19 protein-coding genes are annotated in these 19,848 nt (G+C 60.7%); 13 read left to right on the top strand and 6 right to left on the bottom strand.

What is annotated here, in order from left to right; genetic code table 11:
- Nucleotides 1-207 precede the first annotated feature (207 nt).
- The 7 genes from N4G42_RS23575 to N4G42_RS23545 all read left to right on the top strand — a co-directional run bounded on the left by N4G42_RS23575 (nt 208) and on the right by N4G42_RS23545 (nt 10,075).
- Nucleotides 208-2,841 carry a CHASE2 domain-containing serine/threonine-protein kinase gene (locus N4G42_RS23575; protein WP_260668920.1) on the top strand — a complete coding sequence of 878 codons (2,634 nt, stop codon included), beginning with the start codon at nt 208-210 and terminating at the stop codon, nt 2,839-2,841.
- A 17-nt stretch (nt 2,842-2,858) separates the two neighbouring features.
- Nucleotides 2,859-3,647: a Stp1/IreP family PP2C-type Ser/Thr phosphatase gene (locus N4G42_RS23570; protein ID WP_116748326.1), complete on the top strand. Its 789-nt coding sequence runs from the start codon at nt 2,859-2,861 to the stop codon at nt 3,645-3,647.
- Nucleotides 3,648-3,688: 41 nt separating this feature from the next.
- Complete coding sequence (locus tag N4G42_RS23565; protein WP_056056604.1) at nt 3,689-4,339, top strand: FHA domain-containing protein; 651 nt, start codon at nt 3,689-3,691, stop codon at nt 4,337-4,339.
- A 73-nt stretch (nt 4,340-4,412) separates the two neighbouring features.
- Nucleotides 4,413-6,677: a CHASE2 domain-containing protein gene (locus tag N4G42_RS23560; protein ID WP_260668919.1), complete on the top strand. Its 2,265-nt coding sequence runs from the start codon at nt 4,413-4,415 to the stop codon at nt 6,675-6,677.
- A 10-nt stretch (nt 6,678-6,687) separates the two neighbouring features.
- Nucleotides 6,688-7,476 carry an MBL fold metallo-hydrolase gene (locus tag N4G42_RS23555; RefSeq protein ID WP_260668918.1) on the top strand — a complete coding sequence of 263 codons (789 nt, stop codon included), beginning with the start codon at nt 6,688-6,690 and terminating at the stop codon, nt 7,474-7,476.
- A gap of 322 nt (nt 7,477-7,798) precedes the next feature.
- The gene (locus N4G42_RS23550; protein WP_260668917.1) at nt 7,799-8,290 is read left to right on the top strand and encodes a pilin; all 492 of its coding nucleotides are present in this window, start codon (nt 7,799-7,801) and stop codon (nt 8,288-8,290) included.
- A gap of 72 nt (nt 8,291-8,362) precedes the next feature.
- Complete coding sequence (locus N4G42_RS23545) at nt 8,363-10,075, top strand: PglL family O-oligosaccharyltransferase (protein WP_260668916.1); 1,713 nt, start codon at nt 8,363-8,365, stop codon at nt 10,073-10,075.
- 65 nt (nt 10,076-10,140) lie between these two features.
- On the opposite strand, the gene moaC is transcribed toward N4G42_RS23545, so the two are convergent.
- Complete coding sequence (moaC, locus tag N4G42_RS23540; protein WP_260668944.1) at nt 10,141-10,626, bottom strand: cyclic pyranopterin monophosphate synthase MoaC; 486 nt, start codon at nt 10,624-10,626, stop codon at nt 10,141-10,143.
- Nucleotides 10,627-10,750: 124 nt separating this feature from the next.
- Here moaC and N4G42_RS23535 point away from each other — a divergent pair, with 124 nt between their 5' ends.
- Nucleotides 10,751-12,310 carry a M48 family metalloprotease gene (locus N4G42_RS23535; RefSeq protein WP_409557859.1) on the top strand — a complete coding sequence of 520 codons (1,560 nt, stop codon included), beginning with the start codon at nt 10,751-10,753 and terminating at the stop codon, nt 12,308-12,310.
- On the opposite strand, the gene N4G42_RS23530 is transcribed toward N4G42_RS23535, so the two are convergent.
- The 3 genes from N4G42_RS23530 to N4G42_RS23520 form a co-directional block, all read right to left on the bottom strand.
- Complete coding sequence (locus N4G42_RS23530) at nt 12,278-12,631, bottom strand: phage holin family protein (RefSeq protein WP_056056593.1); 354 nt, start codon at nt 12,629-12,631, stop codon at nt 12,278-12,280. The two genes, N4G42_RS23535 and N4G42_RS23530, sit on opposite strands and share 33 nt — an antisense overlap.
- A 72-nt stretch (nt 12,632-12,703) precedes the next feature.
- Nucleotides 12,704-13,162, bottom strand: a complete 459-nt coding sequence (locus tag N4G42_RS23525; RefSeq protein ID WP_056742835.1) for a hypothetical protein — start codon at nt 13,160-13,162, stop codon at nt 12,704-12,706.
- Between the two features lie 86 nt (nt 13,163-13,248).
- Nucleotides 13,249-14,004: a TerC family protein gene (locus N4G42_RS23520; protein ID WP_056056589.1), complete on the bottom strand. Its 756-nt coding sequence runs from the start codon at nt 14,002-14,004 to the stop codon at nt 13,249-13,251.
- 528 nt (nt 14,005-14,532) lie between these two features.
- On the opposite strand from N4G42_RS23520, the gene N4G42_RS23515 reads away from it, so the two are divergent.
- Nucleotides 14,533-14,973 carry a DUF3717 domain-containing protein gene (locus tag N4G42_RS23515; protein ID WP_260668914.1) on the top strand — a complete coding sequence of 147 codons (441 nt, stop codon included), beginning with the start codon at nt 14,533-14,535 and terminating at the stop codon, nt 14,971-14,973.
- Nucleotides 14,974-15,025: 52 nt separating this feature from the next.
- A complete protein-coding gene (locus N4G42_RS23510) occupies nt 15,026-15,331 on the top strand; it encodes a putative signal transducing protein (protein WP_121941350.1) in 306 nt (101 codons plus the stop codon).
- A gap of 84 nt (nt 15,332-15,415) precedes the next feature.
- On the opposite strand, the gene N4G42_RS23505 is transcribed toward N4G42_RS23510, so the two are convergent.
- Together N4G42_RS23505 and purB are read right to left on the bottom strand one after the other, a co-directional pair.
- Nucleotides 15,416-15,976: a YaeQ family protein gene (locus tag N4G42_RS23505; protein WP_056057564.1), complete on the bottom strand. Its 561-nt coding sequence runs from the start codon at nt 15,974-15,976 to the stop codon at nt 15,416-15,418.
- Between the two features lie 102 nt (nt 15,977-16,078).
- Entirely contained in the window at nt 16,079-17,458 is a 1,380-nt protein-coding gene (gene purB / locus N4G42_RS23500; RefSeq protein ID WP_260668913.1) for an adenylosuccinate lyase, read from the bottom strand.
- A 132-nt stretch (nt 17,459-17,590) separates the two neighbouring features.
- On the opposite strand from purB, the gene N4G42_RS23495 reads away from it, so the two are divergent.
- The 3 genes from N4G42_RS23495 to N4G42_RS23485 all read left to right on the top strand — a co-directional run bounded on the left by N4G42_RS23495 (nt 17,591) and on the right by N4G42_RS23485 (nt 19,836).
- Nucleotides 17,591-18,205 (top strand): glutathione S-transferase N-terminal domain-containing protein, encoded by a 615-nt coding sequence (locus N4G42_RS23495; RefSeq protein WP_260668912.1) that lies wholly within the window; start codon nt 17,591-17,593, stop codon nt 18,203-18,205.
- A gap of 105 nt (nt 18,206-18,310) precedes the next feature.
- Entirely contained in the window at nt 18,311-19,027 is a 717-nt protein-coding gene (locus N4G42_RS23490) for a TetR/AcrR family transcriptional regulator (RefSeq protein WP_260668911.1), read from the top strand.
- Nucleotides 19,028-19,251: 224 nt separating this feature from the next.
- Complete coding sequence (locus N4G42_RS23485; RefSeq protein ID WP_260668910.1) at nt 19,252-19,836, top strand: TRAP transporter small permease; 585 nt, start codon at nt 19,252-19,254, stop codon at nt 19,834-19,836.
- The last annotated feature ends 12 nt before the right edge of the window (nt 19,837-19,848 follow it).

Raw genomic sequence — 19,848 nt, 5'->3', positions numbered from 1 at the left:
GACAAAAATGGCATGGCGCTGGCGTCCCATCCCGGGGTTGCGTGACAAGAACGACACGCAACGCCACACCCGCTGCCCATTCGCTCCGAATCTCCTCTTAACAACGGTCCTGAGGCCCTTGGACTGCATGGGCGCAGTTATTGCTTCAAATCCACCCAATACTGAGTGGAATAACAGCAAGTGGGACGAAAAACCTCGGCGCGGCGGATGGATGGATGGCGTACCGATGGCTTTTGGGGCGGATTGGTGGCACTGGCCGTAGCGGGCCTGTGCGCGGTCACGGGCGCATCGTTGTCGCTCGAACACAAGCTCTACGACGCCGCCATCCGAACCTCGTCCCCCGCCCCGTTGGCCGACGTGGTGATTGTGGGCATCGACGATGCCAGCATGGCCGCTCTGGGGCCGTGGCCCTGGTCGCGTGACATCCATGCGCGCCTGGTTGATCGCCTGTCATCGGCTGGCGCACAAACCGTTGTTTACACCCCCCCACTCACACAGCCCCAGAACGACAGGGGCTTGGGTTACCTGAGAAAAATCCGCGAAACCCTTGCCGCTGCGCCTGAGGGAACCGCACTGACGGCCGAGCTCGGCCGTGTGGTGGGTGAGGCAGAAGCTGTACTCGACGGCGATGCGCTTCTGGCAGCCGCCATACAGCGGGCGGGCAACGTGCTCCTGGCTTCGCGTTATGAAAGTGGCGGGGCTGCTGCGCCCCTGCCATCGTACGTGCGTCGCAGCACGTTGCCCGACCCGGGTGCTGCTGCAACCCCGATGCAATCTGCGCAGCACCCCATCCCGTCGTTGGGCGCGGTGGCGGCTGGGGTGGGGCACTTGTATGCAGAGGCTGACCTGGATGGGCGTGTACGCCAGGTTCCACTGCTTCTTCGCTACGACAGCGTGGGGGTGCCGTCCTTGGCGTTGCTGGCGGCGCAACACAGCCTGCATCTGGGGTTGGGTGATATCCGCGTGGTCGATGCGCCTGCGGGGCTGCGGCTCGGAGGGCTGAACGTTGCCACCAATGCAGGCGCCGTGCTGCGTCCCCGCTGGCAAGTGGCTGGCGATGGAGCGGGCACCTTCCCTATTCTGTCGGCTGCCAGCGTGCTCGATGGAACCGTCGCCGCTGGTAGCTTGCAGGGCAAGATCGTATTGGTGGGCGAAATGACGGAGAAGATGGGCGCCCCAGCGGCGCAGCTGGGGGAGCATGCTGCCTATCCGGTGGAGGTGTTGGCGCAAACCTTGTCATCCATTCGCCTCGGGCTGGGCGTGACAGAGCCAGGCTGGGCTACTCCGGCCGCTTGGCTGGTGTTGGCGCTGGGGGGGGTGTATCTGGTGCTGTTGGCGCCGCGTTTGGCGCGCCCCGTCGGGATGGGGGGCGGTGCGGCGCTCGCGCTCACCGTTGTCATCGCCGAATGGACCCTTTTGCGCTATGGGGAGTTGTGGGTTCCGTTGTTGCTGCCAGTGCTGGCTGTATTGGCTGGTACTACCGTGGTGGTGCTTTTGCACCGTGGTCGACTGAGTGACGCCTCCGGACGTTCCGCAGAAGCCGCCGAGACGGACCGCATGATGGGCTTGGCCCTGCAGGGCCAGGGACAACTGGATATGGCCTTTGAGCGCCTGCGCAAGGTACCTGCCAGCGACGCGCTTCTGGACAATCTCTACCATCTGGCGGAGGATTTCGAGCGCAAGCGCCACTTCGGCAAGGCGCAGACGGTCTACGAACATATCCTGCGCCATGACCGGCACTACAAGGACGCCCGCAGCCGCTACAAGCGTGCCAAGGCTCAGGCACAAGGTGGCGCGCAAGCTCCGCAGGGCGCCACAGACTCTTTGCCGGGTGCCGGCCCTGCAGCGCCCCGCCTGCCAGGCGATGCGAGTGTCGGCGTGCCCATGTTGGGGCGCTACCAGATTGATCGTGAAATTGGCAAAGGCGCCATGGGAGTGGTGTATCTGGGGCGCGATCCGAAGATCGGCCGCGTCGTAGCCATCAAGACTCTGGCCTTGGGGCAGGAGTTCGAAGGTGACGCCCTGATCGATGCGCGCGCACGGTTTTTCCGAGAGGCCGAAACTGCAGGCCGATTACAGCATCCGAACATCGTCACCATTTTTGATGCCGGTGAGGAGCATGACTTGGCCTATATCGCCATGGAGTTCCTCAAGGGTCAGGACCTGACCCATGTCTGTGGCCGGGGCCGGCTGCTGCCGGTCCCCACCGTGCTCTCCATTGCAGCCAGGGTGGCCGATGCGCTGGACTATGCCCATGCCCACAATGTGGTGCACCGCGATATCAAGCCCGCCAACATCATGTTTGACGGCGGGACAGAGGCGGTCAAAGTGACGGACTTCGGTATTGCCCGCATCACGGATTCGAGCAAGACCCGTACGGGGCTGGTTCTGGGAACACCCAGCTTCATGTCTCCGGAGCAACTGGCGGGAAAGAAAGTCGATGGGCGCTCCGACCTTTATTCGCTGGGCATCACCCTCTTCCAGTTGTTGACGGGCACGCTGCCGCTGCGGGGAGCGTCCATGACCGAGCTGATGCACAAGATCGCGAGCGTGGAGGCGCCCGATGTGCGCCAACTGCGCCCCGAACTCTCAGCCGCGGTGGCCAGGGTGGTGGCGCTGTCGTTGCAAAAGCGGCCAGAGGCGCGTTATCAGACCGGGCGGCAGTTCGCGGCGGATCTGCGGCAGGCCATGACCGGCGATGCCCGATTCAGCCCTGGACCAGTCGTCTATGATGCGGACCGCGATGCAACAGGGCAAGAAATGGCGGATTTTCAGGAAACCGTGATGGAGCCCCCCGCTGTGCGGGGTGCGGCAGCCCCGCCGATTTCGGGCGCCCCATGACGCACGCCTCCACATCCATGACCTACGAATTCACTGCGCGGACCGACAAGGGCCGCGTGCGTTCCAACAACGAAGACGCGGTAGCCGTTGACCGCGATGCGCAGGTCGCGATATTGGCCGATGGCATGGGCGGCTACAACGCGGGCGAAGTGGCCAGTGGCATGGCAACCACCTTCATCCGTACCGAAATGGCCCGCTGGTTGGCCCAAGCCGGCGCGAGTCCCCAGTCCACGGACGTGCGCCGGGCCCTGGAAATCTGCGTGGAAAACGCCAATCACGCCATTCTGGGGGCGTCTCTCTCCAATCCGCAGTACGCGGGCATGGGTACGACGCTGGTGGTTGCAGTGTTCCACGGCAGCCGCCTGATCTTGGGGCATATTGGCGATTCGCGCTGTTACCGTCTGCGTGATGGTGCTTTGCAGCAAATCACGCGCGACCATTCCTGGTTGCAGGAACAGGTCGATGCGGGGCTGCTGACGGCGCAGCAGGCGGCCATGTCTTCCAATCGCAATCTGGTGACTCGGGCCTTGGGTGTGGAGCCCAATGTGCTGATGGAAGTCAACGAGTTTCAGGTGGCGCCGAATGATCTGTTTCTACTCTGTTCCGATGGGCTCACCGACATGGTGTCCGATTCGGATCTGGCGGAGCTTGTGCGGGCGCCCATGCCTTTGGAGGAAAAAGCGACACTGCTCATTGACACCGCCAACGCCAACGGCGGTCGTGATAACGTGAGCGTGCTGCTGGTGCAGGCTGCCGCTGGGGGCAAGAAGCGTGGCCTCATGTCCCGATTGCTAGGGGCCTCTTGAACGGCCCGAACTACAACAATTCATCACATCAGGAGTGGATCATGCCGAGAATGATCGTTTCAATCGACGGCGTTGTCATCAAGGAAGTGCAGCTGACCAAGGAGCGGACCACGCTGGGCCGGCGCCCCTACAACGACATCGTGATCGACAACCTTGCGGTGAGCGGTGAGCATGCCGTGCTCCATATGGTGGGACAGGATGTGGAGATTGAAGACCTGGGCAGCACCAACGGCACTTATGTGAACGCCAAGGCCGTCAAGCGCCAGGAGTTGCGCAATGGCGATACAGTGGAAGTGGGCAAGTACAAGATTCGGTTCCTCCAGGACGCCGAAGGGCAGAACTTTGAGAAGACCATGATCTTCAAGCCCGGAATGGTGCCGCCTGCGGTCGCCGCTGCCAGGCCCGCTCCGGCCGCGCCCGCGCCAGCCCCGATTTCGGCCGTGATTCGGGTCATGTCCGGTGCTGCTGCGGGGCGTGAAGTGTCGCTGCAGAAGGTGGTCACCACGATTGGCAAGCCGGGTGTGGCTGTGGCTTCCATCACCAAGCGGCACCAGGGTTTTGTCTTGGCCCATGTCGAAGGACCGGACATGCCGTTGCTCAACGGCGCTGCCATTGGTGCATCGCCGGTTCCCCTGAAGCACGGTGATCGCCTGGAACTGGCTGGCACCGAGATGCAGTTCGAGCAAAGCTGACACTCTGCAAAAGGCTCGCATCATCGCTGCGGGCCCTTGCTAACTGGACACTCCTATTCCTGCGCGTGGACCTATGTTGCAGTCCTTGTCGCAGTTGTTCCTCCGACGCTGGCAACGCATCGCAGTCACGCTGATACCGCTGGTTTTTGCGCTGCTGCACGTAGCCGATGTGCTCCACCTACAGGTGTTGGAGCGACTGGACAACATCATCTACGACACCCGCTTGCGGTTGACCATGCCACGAACGCTGGACGAGCGGATCGTCATCGTCGATATCGACGAGAAGAGCCTGGGGCGGGTGGGGCAATGGCCCTGGCGCAGGGACAAGATGGCTGCGCTGGTGCATGAACTGTTTGAGCGCCAACAAGTGGCCGTGGTGGGGTTTGACGTTCTGTTTGCCGAGGCCGATGAAAGTTCGGGCCTCTCTACGCTGCAACAACTGGCGCAGGGCCCTTTACGCAGCCAGCCGGGCTTTAAGGAGCAACTGGAACGTCTGGCGCCCTCACTGGACCATGACGCTCTTTTTGCGCAGTCTCTGCACGGGCAGCCAGTGGTGCTGGGTTACTACCTTTCGGGCGAAGACCGCGACGGCATCACGAAAGGCATGTTGCCAGAACCCGCCCTGCCCGTGGAGCGCTTGCGGGGCTTGCCTCTGGGGGCGACTACGTGGCGTGGGTACAGCAGCAACATTGAGTCCCTGACCCAGGCGGCACCTGCTGCAGGCTTCTTCAACTCGATCACGGACGAGGACGGAGTTGTTCGTTCCCTTCCCCTGTTGGCAGAGTACCAGGGGCAGTATTACGAATCGCTGGCATTGGCCATGTTCCGCACCGCCATCGGTCTGCCAGAGATTCACCCGGGCTTTGTGAATTCCAAGCCGTCCGGGACGCATGATGTGCTCCAAAGCATCGTGCTGCGCCAAGATGGTCGCACGCTGGCGCTCCCCGTGGACCAGCAGTTGGCCACGCTCATTCCCTACCGTGGGCCGGGCGATGCCAAGGGTGGTTCCTTTCGGTACATCTCGGCGTCGGACGTTCTGGATGGCTTGCTGCCGGCTGGTCAACTCAAGGACCAATTGGTGCTGGTAGGCTCGACAGCACCTGGTTTGCTGGATTTGCGTGTGACGCCGGTGGGCAGGACGTACCCAGGGGTGGAGACCCATGCCAACGTGTTGTCGGCATTCCTGGATGGCAAGAGCATCGTTCGGCCGGACTATGCCGCTGGCTTTGATGTGCTGCAGCTGCTGTGCGCGGGTTTGCTATTGGCAGTTGCCTTGCCGCTCTTGTCAGCATCGTCTGCGGTCTTGCTTAGTGGTGGTGTGCTTTGTGCGCTGGTAGGACTCAATCTGTGGATGTACATCGCGCAGGGGCTGGCGTTGCCGCTCGCCACTGCGGTGGTGATGGCTATGCTGGCCTTTGCCCTCAACATGGCGTATGGCTACTTTGTGGAGAGCCGGTCCAAGCGCGAGCTCGCAGCGCTGTTTAGCGCCTATGTGCCGCCAGAGCTGGTGGCCGAGATGGTCAAGCAGCCTGAGCACTACAGCATGCAGGCCACCAACCGGGAGCTGACGGTGATGTTCTGCGACATGCGCGGCTTCACCGCAATGTCTGAACGGATGGAACCGCTGCAATTGCAAGGCTTGTTGAATGAGGTGTTCAGCAAGCTCACCCACATCATCCGCAGCCACCGGGGAACGATTGACAAATACATGGGCGACTGTGTTATGGCTTTTTGGGGGGCTCCAGTAGCCACGCCTGATCATGCGCAACTGGCAGTGACTGCGGCCCTGGAAATGTCGCAGGCCATTGGGCAAATCAACGCCAATCATCGCCAGCGCGGTTTGCCCGAGATCGGGGTGGGCATTGGGCTCAACACCGGGGTCATGTGCGTGGGTGACATGGGCTCTGACATCCGGCGCAGCTATACGGTCATCGGCGATGCGGTCAACCTTGGCTCTCGCCTGGAGGGGCTGTCCAAGCACTACGGTACTTCGATCGTGGTGAGCGAATCTGCCATGCAGCTCGCCCCTCAGTTCGTATGGCAAGCCATGGATCGCGTGCGCGTCAAGGGCAAGGCGCAGGCCGTGCCGATCTACCAGCCCCTCGCCCCCCGAGGGCAACTACCCACCGATCTCGGTGAAGAACTGGCTGTGTGGGAGGGTTTTCTGCGTGCCTACGCAGCACAAGAATGGGCACAATGCGACAAACTGATGGGGCAGTTGCGAGGTCTTAGACCCCACAGCATCCTGTACGAGTTGTACGCGGCACGGGTCGAAGGCCTGCGTAATTTGCCTTTCAACCCGGATTGGGATAGCGCCACCAATTTCGACACCAAGTAGAAGGCTTGACATGAAGGTTCGCGTGCTGGGGTGCTCCGGCGCTATCGCCAAGGACTGTCGCACGACATCGTTCTTGATCGGTGACAGCATCTTGCTCGATGCGGGAACTGGTGTGGGCGACCTCACGCTGGAAGAGATGGCCAAGATTGACCATGTGCTGCTGACCCATTCCCACCTGGATCACATCGCCGCACTGCCCCTGATGCTCGACGCAGTGTCGTCACAGCGCCGTTACCCGGTGCAAGTGCACGCCTTGGCTGCGACTATCGCTGCACTTCAGACGCACGTGTTCAACAACGTCATCTGGCCAGATTTCAGCGCGATACCGTCTGCTGTATCTCCGTTTCTGCAGTATCAAGCTTTTGTTTCGGGTGACGTGTTGAACATCGCAGGTGTTCAGATGGAGGTGCTACCAGCCCACCATACCGTTCCCGCTGTGGGGTTTGCGGTGAAAGGCAATACCGGCTGGTGGGTGTTCAGCGGTGATACAGAGCGTAACCCGCTATTCTGGAATCGCATCAACACATTGAAGGTGGCTTGTTTGGTGATTGAAACAGCCTTCAGCAACCGTGAAAGCGATCTTGCCCGGCGGAGCCTGCACCTTTCCCCCGAGGTTTTAGCGCAGGAACTGGCCCATATCGCGCCGAGTGACCGCTACCCCATCTACGTCACACACACCAAGCCGTCGGAGACCTCACTGATCATTGACGAAATCAAGCGGTTTGACTCCACCACAAACATCTTCCAAAGCCAACATGACATCCGTTGGTTAACCGCAGGGCAGACGTTCCAGGTCTGAACGCCTTGCGCTCGGTTGTGACAATACTGGCTGACAAAAATGTAATTCCGAGGGGGTTTAGAGATCGTGTGCTGAGATGGCAAGGGTGCATACGGGTGCTCGACTTGGCCTGCTCAGCAAAGAATCTTTGAGGCAAGCAAATCTCCAGCAAGATTCATCGGTAACGCTTGATTTTTGATGTTCTTGTAGGTGCTGAAAAGAGCCGTTGTTTGTCCTGGGGCCTGTTTCCTCCTGGCTCTGCGGGGCTTCGATTCACCGCCCTCAAGCAGGCACGGCACTTGCATAGTCAATGCGCATTTGCAATTTTTCCTAGGAGTTCTTCATGAAGCGTTCTATGCAAAAGGGTTTTACCCTGATCGAATTGATGATCGTGGTCGCGATCATCGGTATCTTGGCTGCTGTGGCGTTGCCCGCATACAAGGACTACACAATCAAAGCACGTATGTCCGAAGTGGTTTTGGCAGCTTCCCAGTGCCGTACAACCATCAGCGAGACCATCCAGAGCATGCGCCCTGACGCTACCCTGTCGGGCACCAATGCGTTTGGCTGCGATGCTACTGGCCCAACGAAGATGGTGGCATCGATCGCTACGAATGCTGGGACAGGCCAGATTACTGTGACTCCGCACGCATCAAATCTGGGCCAGACTCCCAACTTTGTGGCTGGTGACACCATTACCCTTACGCCGTACATGAGTGGCACTACCCCCTACGCTTTGACGGCTGTAGGTGGTGGTCAAGGTACCCAGGTGTACGAGTGGATTTGCAAAGGCGCTGGTGCAGCACTGAAATACGCACCTGGTTCTTGCAAGTAATCTATTTAGCGCTTGGTTCAACAGGAGGGGGCATAGCCCCCTCTTTGTATTTCGCGACTTCCTTTTTCCTGCATGACAACCATCCCTCCTGTTTCCAAAAGCACCGGGCATCTGACGCTGGCCGCGATGGCTCTGGCGGTTAGCTGGTGGCTCCCGAATCACCATTGGCCATGGGCAGACTTCTATTCCGACGCCTGGGCTAGCATAGTGCTGGGTCTCGTAGCCGCTGCAGTGCTTTGGCGGCATCGGGGCGAGGGGCTTTTGGGTTGGCACCTGCTGCCGTTGGTAGTCCTTGGGTGCCTTCTTGCAGTTGGAATTCAGCACGCAGCAGGTCTCATCGAAGCTTCTGGAGTTGCCTGGATTAGTGCTTTGTATCTTTTGGCGCTCTTTATTGCGTTGCTCAGTGGCGGCGCCTGGGAGCGCTCTAGGCCAGGACAATGTGCTCAGTTCTTATTTGTGGCGGTACTCATTGGTGCCATGGGTTCATTGTTGATTCAGCTGCAGCAGTGGCTGGGTGTCGATGTGGGTGATGCTTTTTGGCTGTTCCTTCCGGCACCTGCCGGAAGATTCCACGCCAACATCGGACAGCCGAACCAACTCGCCAGCTTGATGTGTCTCGGAGTTCTGGCTTGTGCTTGGCTTTACGAGCAGCAGCGCCTTCCAGGCAAGGCGGCGTGGATCTTGGCCGCACTGCTGGCCATTGGTTTGGCGCTGACAGAGTCGCGCACCAGTTGGGTGGTAATTTCTTGCGCGACGGCAGTAATACTATTTTGGCGCAAGCGACTCGGCGTGAAGTGGGTCTTCGTCAGTGCGGCCTTCTGCTGGGTCGTCATATTTGTGCTCTGCGTTTTCGCCCTGCCCCATGTCAATATCTTGCTTGGACGCCCGCCCCAAGAAGTGCGTGGGCTCATGGGAGGGGAAATACGGCTTGATATTTGGGTAGGTGTATTGGATTCCTTAAAGCACCAGCCTTGGTTCGGCTATGGCTGGATGCAGACCAGCTTGACGCAGTTCCCCGCGGATCCCTACCAGGTGCCTACATACGGAAGCTTGAGGCACGCCCACAATCTTTTTTTGGATTTGCTGGTTTTTATGGGCATTCCGATTGGCTTGGCGATATGCACAGTTCTGGTGTTTTGGTTTGTGGTCGCCTTGTTAAGACTGCGAACACGGGACCAGTTGTGGATGCTTCTCTTTGTGTTAGCACTTGGCATCCATGGGATGTTAGAGTTTCCACTGTATTACGCTTACTTTTTATTGCCATTGGGGTTGATTGTTGGGGCGCTCAATGTGTCTTTGGGATTCAAGGTACTCTTTCGAACGCCCCACTGGCCTCTGTTCGTGATGCTGGGAGCAGCATTCCTAGGGTGTTTTATCACTGCACGTGACTACCTTCCGATTGAGAAAAGTTTCTTCGCCCTCCGCTTTGAGCACCAAAAGCTTGCGAAGCCTGATGAAAACGCGTCGCCCTCACCCTTGGTTCTCAGCCATCTGGAGGATTTGCTTTGGCTAGGTAGAGTTGATCCAGTAAGCGAGCACAGCGAAGCGGACATAGCACGAGCAATTCGGGTGTCAAAGCTGACACCGAGCCTTGTGGGGCAATTTAAGCTGGCATCGATGTACGCATTGGCAAATCAGCCTCATGAAGCTGAATATTGGCTGATCGTGATGTTGCGATCAAATGGAGTAAAGCCCCGTGCAGCAGACGAATTACGAGCGCAGTGGCAGGCGCTTGCGGTCACTTATACATCAATGGCACAGGTCACTTGGCCTAAATTTAATTAGCGTGGGCTAAGAGAGGGCTCTTGAGTTTTTATATGTTCCTGGTTGGAGAAGACCGCCTAAGCAGCTTACTTTACAAAACTCCCTGAGTTCCCTCCGTGCTTCTCAACGACAGACACATCGTGAATGGACATTCTCCGGTCCACCGCCTTGCACATGTCGTAGATAGTAAGTAGTGCAATTTGGACGGCTGTGAGGGCCTCCATTTCGACACCGGTAGGGCCCACTGTTGCAACGGTAGCTGAACAAAAAACACCTGTTGCGCCGGTTTGGTGAGCGCATGCGGTGTCAAATTCGATGGAGACCCGCGTTAGCGCCAATGGGTGGCAGAGGGGAATGAGCTCGCTCGTTTTTTTGGCTGCCATGATGCCCGCGACGCGAGCGATGCCTAGCACATCGCCTTTTTTAGCGGTTCCCGATTCAATCAGTGCCAAGGTCTCTGGCCGCATCTCGATGCGGCCGGTAGCTACTGCGATGCGATGGGTTGCTGTTTTTGCGCCCACGTCAACCATATGAGCTTGGCCTTTGGCATCGAAATGGGTGAGGCCAGAAATGTGAGCAGTATCCAAGGTCTTGAATGTCATTGTGTAGGGGGCAGAGCCGCGATTGACGCATGCGAATGCGAAACAATTTCTAAGCCGTCGCATCATACGGCCGTACCTGTCACGTCGGCACCAGATGAAATTTAAGCCCAGGGGACCCCAGTTGCTAGAGCTTGCAATCAAAGTTTGCTTCTTGTATGGGAGCCGAGCGGTAGTTCTATTTGCTGTCGCGGTGACTTCAGCTTCAGCTCTCGCCCAGAACGGGCTACCCACGCTCGGCGACACCAGCGACCTCACCACTAGCGCCGAGCGTCGCCTTGGTGATCGCATCATCCGCGAGTTATACCGCGACCCGGACTACATCGATGACCCCGTCGTGGTCGATTATGTACAGGGGATCTGGCAGCCTCTCCTGTACGCAGCCAAGTCACGCGGTGAACTCAGTGCCGAGCTTGACGAACGCTTTGCCTGGGAAATCCTGCTGGGACGCGATCGCACGGTGAATGCTTTCGCTTTGCCGGGTGGGTACCTGGGGGTGCATCTGGGGCTCATCGGTGTGGTAGCCACGCGCGATGAACTGGCCTCGGTACTGGCGCACGAGCTGAGCCATGTGACCCAGCGTCACATCTCGCGACTGATCACGCAGCAGAGCAAGCAGACGCCCTTGCTGCTGGGGGCCATGGTGCTGGGTGCACTTGCCGCCAGCAAGAACCCGGGCGCCACGCAGGCCCTGGTCGTGGGAGGCCAAGCCTTGGCCATTCAGAATCAGCTCAATTTCTCGCGGGACATGGAGCGTGAGGCGGACCGCATTGGCTACGGGCTGATGGCCCCCGCAGGTTTTGCGCCCCAAGGGTTTGTGAGCATGTTTGAAAAGCTGCAGCAAGCCAATCGACTCAATGACAATGGGTCCTGGCCTTATTTGCGCAGCCACCCGCTGACCACGGAGCGTATGGCAGACATGCAGTCGCGCATCCCTCCGGGTGCAGCGTCTGCACCGGGCGCCGCAATGCAGGCTTCCAGCGAACATGCCATGGTGGCTGCGCGGGCGCGTGTGCTGTCTAACCCCGGAGTGGATACCTTGCGCCAGTGGATCGCGGAGCCCAAGGGCTCTGGGTTTCAGTCGCAGCCACTGCCGCGACGGGCCGGCGCGCTGTATGCGGCGGCGTTGGCAAGCAGCCAGTTGCGTGATGCGGCAAATGCGCGTCTGATCGCGCGCCAACTGGACGATTTGGTGCGGCAGGACGCCGCTGCGCATCGCCTCGCACGCCTGTTGGTGGCAGAGATCGAATTGGCAGCTGGCGATGCATCTGCGGCCCTGCCGTCCATTCCAGATGGCAACAACGCACGCAGGCCAGAACTTTTGCTGCTTACCCAAGCCCTGCTGCGCGCCAACCGACCTGCGGACGCCACGCAAGCCTTGCAAACCTGGGTGGCAACCCACCCCAAGGATGCGACTGTGTGGCAACTACTGGCGTCCACCTGGCAAGCTCAAGGCCAGGCGCTCAGGGCGATTCGTGCGGAGGCAGAAGCGCAGGCTGCGCGCTATGACTATGCCGCCGCTGTAGACCGGTTCAAGGCCGGCCAGGATATGGCTCGCCGAGGCGGTGCGGCGGTGGACCATATTGAGGCCTCCATCATCGACACGCGCCTGCGTGCGATGGAGTCACTTCTTCGCGAACAGGCCGCCGAGCGCTGATTCGATGACCAGGCCCAGCACTGAGTAGATCAGCGAGCCCAGCAGCGCAGCCCCAAAACCGGCGACGTGGAAGCCGTCCAGCACGCTGGCCGCTGCCCAGAACATGAGTGCGTTGATGACGAAAAGAAACAGCCCGACCGTAACGATGGTGACGGGTAACGTGAGTACGACCAGCACCGGTCGCAGAACCACATTGAACAGGCCGATCACGAAGGCCGCGATCAGCGCCGAGGTGAAGCTTTTCACCTCCACACCGCTGTAGATGTAAGCCACAAACAGCAGCGATGCAGCGCTGAGCAGCCATTTCAAAAGAAGTCGCATGGCCGGAGAATAGCACTGGCCTGCTGTACTGCAATCGCTGGATGTGGCTTGCCGGCCCACACACCTACCGGCCTATTCGAGCGCCAGCACCCACAGCACACCAAAGCCGGTGAGCACGCTGCCTAGCGTGCCCGACAGTGACGACCAGCGCCCGTCCACGCGGCCAGCGGGCTGCACAGGCTCGGACTTGGGCCGACGCGCGTCCACCACGGGTGCTGTCACCATGCCGCCGGCATCTGCCTGAAGCTGAGCCGTGAGCTCGGCCAACGGGCCCTTGGCCACCACGGTGGTTACAGCCCCCGAGGGGGTATGCAGTGTCGGAACAATTTGTGCGAACAGCTTGTCCGCCCACTTGGTACGCCAGTTCTCGCGGGTGCTGTGGCTCACCCATTTGCTGACACGGTGGGTCATGCGTGGCGCACACGCTACCAGCACCCAATGGGTGTGTGCGCTGGCTGGGCGCCCACACAGGGGTGCCAGCACTTGTTGTGCGTACGCTGCGTCGTCCACATACACGATGACTCTGTCCATACCCACCTCCAGGTGTGAGGCTGGCCACAGGGGAGCGGTATGGCCCCCTGCGCCGCCTCAGATGCAATGCAATCCGCGTGAAGCGGTCAGTGCCCGGCCGGTGCCGAGCCGGCACTGGCACGGCGAGCCAGGATGATCTTCCCAGCCAGCAAAACCAGCAGCGCACCGGCCACACTGGCCCCGTACTTCACGACATCGGTGACTTCGCCGCTCACGCTATCGACGGGCATCTTGAGCATCCACTGCCACTTGTCAGGGTTGGCGAGGGCTGGGTCGGTGACCAGCATGCCGCCGGCAATCCAGCCCAGCAGCATGCCACCCAGCGTGATGATGAGGGGAAACCGCTCCATGAGCTTGATGACCAGCTGACTCCCCCAGACAATGATCGGGATAGAGATCAGCAGACCCAGCACCACCAGCAGGAACGAATGGTCGCCCGCGTTCTGGGCCGCGCCGGCAATGGCGATCACGTTGTCCACGCTCATGACCAGGTCGGCCACGATGATGGTCTTGATGGCAGCCAGTAGCTTGTCGCTGCCTTGCACGTCGCCATGGCCCTCTTCATCGGGAGCCAGCAGCTTCACACCGATCCACACCAGAAGCAGCGCACCCACGAACTTGAGGAAGGGCAGCGCCAGCAAGGTCATCGCAAAGGCGATCAGGATCACGCGCAGCACGATGGCGCCTGCGGTGCCCCAGATGATGCCCTTGGTGCGCTGTGCGGGGGGCAGTTTGCGGCAGGCCAGGGCAATGACCACGGCGTTGTCACCACCCAGCAGGATGTCGATGATGATGATCTGGCCGAGTGCGAGCCAGAATTCGGGCGAAGCCAAAAAGTCCATAAATTCCTCAATGTCAGTGGCGCGAAACGAGGATCCTGGCGCCACTGTAGCGCCGAGTCCCCCGCAGGGATAGGGGCTTACGGTGACCTGGTCAAGGAAGGCTTGCCCCAGACAGGGGAGACATGGCAAGCGAAGGGGCGGCCTTGATCAGCCCACGGAGGGCCCATCAAAGGTCTTGCTCAGTTCTACACAAGCTGGTTGTGCGTGAACCCGGATTGCCGGAAGCAAAGCTTCGTATTGACGACAAATCCGATGCCTTGTGCCGCTCAAACCCGGATGGCGGTGGGCTGGCTGGCAAGGCGGGAGCTACTCCCCTTCGAGACCGCGATTGGAACATTACCGGCGAGGCAGCGCAAGGGCCGGGGTGTTGTGGTTACTGCGTACACGCCGGGGCGGGGCGGGGCTGGGCGTGCTGCCTCGCCCGGGGAAATACGGCGGATACCACCACTGCCAGCATCCCTTGTGGCGGGCCGCTATCATCCAGCCCCTCTTGTGCCCCTGCGCTTGCGCGTCCCTTGCCCCCCTTTCATGGCTGCCATCCACATCACCGACATCGAAGCTGCCATCAATCACTGGCGGCACCGTGCGCCCGCATCACCCGATGGGTTGGGTCTAGCGCCTGAGGTCCGGGCCCTGGTGGAGGTCTATGCGCTGATGGTCTACGGGCACACCACAGAGATCGACGAGGACAGCCTGCCTTCCGCAGCCATGGCGGCATGGCAGGCCTGGTACGACACGACGCCCGACACACCTTGCATCGCCATTTGCTCCACCAGCCAAGGCGACGACCTGTGCAAGGGCTGCGGGCGCACTTTCGACGAGGTTCAATTCTGGCCCTCGTTCACTCCGGCGGAAAAGCGGGAGGTGTGGCGCCGTATCACGCTGGAGCACTCGGCCTGGCGTTTCAACCGATACGCCGAGCGCGCGGCAGAGGGCGTGACCGCGCCAGGGGCGCCAACGGCGGGGTAGGTTGATGGGCGATGGGCTGTACGCACGCCCGGCAAACCGCTAAGGTGGCGCCATGCTGCGCCTGACCCAAGCTCCGAACATCGCCATCGCCACCCTGTGGGCGGATCTGCTGTGCGAAGCGGGCATGACGGCCTCTGTGCAGCGCCAGTACCTGGGCGCTGCCGCCGGACACCTGCCACCCGATCAGTGCCTGCCCGAGATCTGGCTGGACCACGAAGAGCACGCTGCGCGTGCACAAGCCTTGCTGCAAGAGTTACACAACCTGCCGCAGCGCCACTGGGCCTGTCTCTGTGGCGAGTGGGTAGAAGGCGGTTTTGAACAGTGCTGGAATTGCGGAGCGTTCATGCCGCGCGACTGACGGTATTGGGTGGTTTGCTATATGTTTGATAGCTAGTAAGGCATATTCCTCTAGCGCTACCAGGAACTTTGCCCAAAAACGCCCTCACTTCCAGCGTACAGGCTCCACATGCACGCTGCCTTGTGTGCTGCTGAGGGTGATGGATCCTTCCTGCACTGTGGCCTGCAGCTGCATGCTGCGCTCGGCCAGCTGCGCCAGCGCTTGCGACGCCTCGGTCGGAATGCGCCAGACCTGCAGCTTGTCCAGCCGCGAAAGCTTGGTTTCAATGCCCTTCCACCAGATCTCGGCCGCGTGGTTGAAGCAGTACACGATTACCGAGTCAGCCTTGCTGCAGGCTTTCGTCAGCGGCTTGTCTTCCGGCTGCCCTACTTCGATCCACACGCGTTTGCGGCCGGTAAAGTCCGTCAGCGATGCATCTGGGTCATCCGGGTCCGACAGCCCTGCGCCGAACGCGAGTGTGGCGTCGCCATTGCACAGGTCATTGAGCTGGTGCGCCTGAATGGCCAGGGCCGCCAGCCGCACCATCATGCGCTCGTCGGTTTCGCTGGGGTGGCGTGCCAGGGTGAGCGCATGGTCGGCGTAGTAGCCGTGGTCGATGTCGGCGATTTGCAGGTTCGCCTTGAAAATGGTGGATTTGATGGCCATGGGGTGTATCAAAAACAAGAGCTGCCAGCGCAAGTATTTACTTGCTTTGGCAGCTCTAGAGGTTTAAAAAGCCCGTGCTATCAGCGCAGGCAGCTATCATTTTTATACGCGACGCGCCAGCTCGGCCGCCTTGCCCACATAACTGCCGGGCGTCATCGCCAGCAGTCGGTCCTTTTCGGCCTGAGGAATTTCCAGCGAATGGATCAACCCGTGCAGCGCTTCGGCCGTCACGGTCTTGCCCCGGGTCACTTCCTTGAGCTTTTCGTAGGCGCCCTGCACTCCAAAGCGGCGCATCACCGTCTGGATGGGTTCAGCCAGCACTTCCCAGGACGCGTCCAGGTCTTCGGCCAGGGCTTCTTCGTTGATTTCGAGCTTGTTCAGGCCCGTGAGCAACGAGGCATAGGCCAGCGTGGCGTAGCCCAGGGCCACGCCCATGTTGCGCAGCACGGTGCTGTCGGTCAGGTCACGCTGCCAGCGGCTGATGGGCAGCTTTTCGGACAGGTGCTTGAGCAGCGCGTTGGCCAGGCCCAGGTTGCCTTCGGCGTTCTCGAAGTCGATGGGGTTGACTTTGTGCGGCATGGTGCTGGAGCCGATCTCGCCAGCTTTGAGGCGCTGCTTGAAGTAGCCCAGGCTCACATAGCCCCAGATGTCGCGCGAGAGATCGATGAGGATGGTGTTGGCGCGCGCCACGGCATCGAACAGCTCGGCCATGTAGTCGTGTGGCTCGATCTGGATGCTGTAGGGCTGGAAGGTCAGTCCCAGGCCCAGTGGCTCGGGGGTCTCGATGACCTTCTTGCTGAAGGCTTCCCAGTCAAAGTCGGGCCAGGCAGACAGGTGGGCGTTGTAGTTGCCCACGGCGCCGTTCATCTTGCCCATGATCTTGACGCTGGCGATGCGGTCGCAGGCGGTTTGCAGGCGCATCACCACATTGGCCATTTCCTTGCCCACGGTGGTGGGGCTGGCCGTCTGGCCGTGGGTGCGGCTGAGCATGGGCACTTCGGCAAAGGCGTGGGCCATTTCGCGCAGCTTGAGCACGATGCGGTCCAGCCCTGGCAGCACCACCTGATCGCGACCCGAGCGCAGCTGCAGGGCGTGGCTGGTGTTGTTGATGTCTTCGCTGGTGCAGGCAAAGTGCACGAACTCGGAGGCTTTTTCCAGCTCGGGGCGTGCCTCGAACTTGCTCTTGATCCAGTATTCGACCGCCTTCACGTCGTGGTTGGTGGTCTTCTCGATCTCCTTGATGGCTGCAGCATCTGCCTCGGAGAAGTTCTTGACCAGGCCCAGCAAGTAAGCGCGCGCTCCGGTGGTGAGGGGCTTGAACTCTGCAAACCCTGCATCCGACAAGGCAATGAACCACGCCACTTCCACTTGCACGCGGCGGTGCATGTAGCCGTGCTCGCTCATGATCGGGCGAAGGGCTGCAAGTTTGGGGGCGTAACGGCCGTCAAGCGGCGACAGGGCGGTGATGGTGGACAGGCTCATGGCGCACGATTGTAGGCGGGGCGGGTCGGCGGGGTTTGTGGGGGCGGCGCATCAGTCGGCCTCATGCCGGGTCGCTGTCGATAGAATCAAACCCGAATTGTTCAGCATTCCCCGCGCACTGGAAGACACACCATGAAATTGATCGGAGCCACCGCCAGCCCCTACGTGCGCAAGGTACGTATCGTGATGGCTGAGAAAAAGCTCGACTACCAGTTCGTGCAAGAAAACGTCTGGGCAGACGACACCCATATCTCCGCATCCAACCCCCTGGGCAAGGTGCCCTGTCTGGTGATGGAAGGCGGCGAGGCTGTGTTTGATTCGCGTGTCATCGTCGAATACCTTGACACCCTGTCGCCCGTGGGCAAGCTCATCCCTTCCCAGGGCCGCGAGCGCGCCGAAGTCAAAACCTGGGAGGCCCTGGCCGACGGCGTGATGGATGCCGGCATCCTGGCCCGCCTGGAAGCCACCTGGGTTCACCGCAAGGACAGCGAACGCAGCCAGGCCTGGATCGACCGCCAACTGCTCAAGGTGAACGATGGCCTCAAGTCCATGAGCCAGGGTCTGGGCGACAAGCCCTATTGCAGCGGCATCCACCTGAGCCTGTCGGACATCGCCGTGGGTTGCGCCCTGGGTTGGCTGGAGTTCCGCTTTCCCGAGATCGCCTGGCGCAGCGAGTACCCCAACCTGGGCAAGCTGTTCGACAAGCTGATGCAGCGCCCGAGTTTCGCGGACACCAAGCCTGCCTGACCCCGTCGCTCGGCTGCTGAAAGGCTCCGGCGAGTCCGTCCTCCCGCAGAGTGCAGCGGGTCTTTGTGCAGTCCGGTCCCCTGCTTGCCGTATGCTCCCGGGCGTATGAACGAAATGGTTCAAAACCCACCCCCCACCGCTGGTATCAGGGCGACCCGCCAGCGCGCCGCGCGCGAGGCCGCTGCCACGCCGGGCGCCGATCGGGTGCGCGTGAACGACCCAGACCGCACCATGGCCAACATCCTGCAGGTGGCCACGGCAGAGTTTGCCGACAAGGGCCTGGCCGGAGCCCGCATCGACGAGATCGCGGCACTGACCAGCACCAGCAAGCGCATGATCTACTACTACTTTGGTAGCAAGGAAGGTCTGTATGTGGCGGTGCTGGAAGACGCCTACCGCCGCATCCGGCGCATTGAGTCCGAGCTGCACCTCGAAGACCTGGCGCCCGAGCAGGCACTGCGCACCCTGGTCGGTTTCACGGTGGACTACCAGCTTGCCAATCCCGACTTCATCCGCCTGGTCATGAACGAGAACATGCACCGGGGCGAGTACATCACCCAATCCGCCACGATCCAGGAACTGAATATCCCAGTCATCCATGCCGTGCGCGACGTGTACCAGCGTGGCGTGGCAGCGGGGGTTTTTCGTCCGGATGTGGACCCTGTCGATCTGCACATGTCGATTTCGGCGCTGTGCTTTTTCAACGTGGCCAACCGCCACACCTTTGGCGCGATCTTCAAGCGCTCGCTGGATACGCCTGCCGCCACGGCGCAACGCCGTGAATCGATCATTGAAATGATCGTGCGCTTTCTGCGGCCCTGAATCGAATCCCCCCGGCGCGCTGCGCGCCTGGCACCCCGCTGTTCTTTAGGGCCATGAGCCGGAGGACGCTCTTCGCCGGGCGTGGTTGACCCATCCATCGCGGCCCCACGCCGCGCCACCCAGCACTGCCCTATCGCTGTTCGCGAGCAGGGTTTGCACCTAGATCAAATACTAACCAGTTCGTACAAAATTAAATCCACTAACTGATAACGACTGGAGACACCATGCTTGCACTGGCCGACCGCTGGCTCGGGCGATACACACGCGCACTCGACATGCTTTCCGGTCTGTGTCTGGCAATCATGGTGGTGCTGGTGTTCGGCAACGTGGTGCTGCGCTACACGGTGAACTCGGGCATCACGGTGTCCGAAGAGCTGTCGCGATGGCTGTTTGTGTGGCTGACCTTCATGGGGGCCGTGGTGGCTTTGCGAGAGCATGGGCACCTGGGCACCGATGTCTTGGTGTCTCGCCTGCCCGCTGCGGGCAAGAAGATCTGCCTGGTTCTCGCTCAGATCTCGATGCTGTATGTCTCCTGGCTGCTGCTCAAAGGCAGCTGGGCCCAGATGCTGATCAATGCCGACACCGAAGCGCCGGTGACCGGGGCGTCCGTAGGCATCTTCTATGCCAGCGGCGTGCTCATGGGCGCATCAGCCATTGCCATTCTGGTCCGCGATCTGCTGCGCACGCTCTTTGTGCCGCTGGGCGAGCATGAGCTGGTCATGGTGCAGGAAAGTGAAGAACTCGCGGCACTGCAACACCGCACGGAAGACGCCAGTGCCACCCCTCCCTCGGCGGGCACACGCCACTGATCCCTCTTTTGC

This window comes from Acidovorax sp. K2F (genome assembly GCF_025246485.1).
Taxonomy (GTDB): domain Bacteria; phylum Pseudomonadota; class Gammaproteobacteria; order Burkholderiales; family Burkholderiaceae_C; genus Acidovorax; species Acidovorax delafieldii.
This window is presented reverse-complemented; position numbering and strand designations above follow the sequence as displayed.

Coding starts and splice junctions, on each gene's coding strand:
- N4G42_RS23505 (WP_056057564.1), bottom strand. CDS start 15,976: ATGGCCATCAAATCCACCATTTTCAAGGCGAACCTGCAAATCGCCGAC.
- N4G42_RS23490 (WP_260668911.1), top strand. CDS start 18,311: ATGAACGAAATGGTTCAAAACCCACCCCCCACCGCTGGTATCAGGGCG.
- N4G42_RS23535 (WP_409557859.1), top strand. CDS start 10,751: ATGAAATTTAAGCCCAGGGGACCCCAGTTGCTAGAGCTTGCAATCAAA.
- N4G42_RS23495 (WP_260668912.1), top strand. CDS start 17,591: ATGAAATTGATCGGAGCCACCGCCAGCCCCTACGTGCGCAAGGTACGT.
- N4G42_RS23530 (WP_056056593.1), bottom strand. CDS start 12,631: ATGCGACTTCTTTTGAAATGGCTGCTCAGCGCTGCATCGCTGCTGTTT.
- N4G42_RS23555 (WP_260668918.1), top strand. CDS start 6,688: ATGAAGGTTCGCGTGCTGGGGTGCTCCGGCGCTATCGCCAAGGACTGT.
- N4G42_RS23520 (WP_056056589.1), bottom strand. CDS start 14,004: ATGGACTTTTTGGCTTCGCCCGAATTCTGGCTCGCACTCGGCCAGATC.
- N4G42_RS23575 (WP_260668920.1), top strand. CDS start 208: ATGGATGGATGGCGTACCGATGGCTTTTGGGGCGGATTGGTGGCACTG.
- N4G42_RS23510 (WP_121941350.1), top strand. CDS start 15,026: ATGCTGCGCCTGACCCAAGCTCCGAACATCGCCATCGCCACCCTGTGG.
- purB (WP_260668913.1), bottom strand. CDS start 17,458: ATGAGCCTGTCCACCATCACCGCCCTGTCGCCGCTTGACGGCCGTTAC.
- N4G42_RS23570 (WP_116748326.1), top strand. CDS start 2,859: ATGACCTACGAATTCACTGCGCGGACCGACAAGGGCCGCGTGCGTTCC.
- N4G42_RS23545 (WP_260668916.1), top strand. CDS start 8,363: ATGACAACCATCCCTCCTGTTTCCAAAAGCACCGGGCATCTGACGCTG.
- N4G42_RS23485 (WP_260668910.1), top strand. CDS start 19,252: ATGCTTGCACTGGCCGACCGCTGGCTCGGGCGATACACACGCGCACTC.
- N4G42_RS23515 (WP_260668914.1), top strand. CDS start 14,533: ATGGCTGCCATCCACATCACCGACATCGAAGCTGCCATCAATCACTGG.
- N4G42_RS23525 (WP_056742835.1), bottom strand. CDS start 13,162: ATGGACAGAGTCATCGTGTATGTGGACGACGCAGCGTACGCACAACAA.
- N4G42_RS23560 (WP_260668919.1), top strand. CDS start 4,413: ATGTTGCAGTCCTTGTCGCAGTTGTTCCTCCGACGCTGGCAACGCATC.
- N4G42_RS23550 (WP_260668917.1), top strand. CDS start 7,799: ATGAAGCGTTCTATGCAAAAGGGTTTTACCCTGATCGAATTGATGATC.
- N4G42_RS23565 (WP_056056604.1), top strand. CDS start 3,689: ATGCCGAGAATGATCGTTTCAATCGACGGCGTTGTCATCAAGGAAGTG.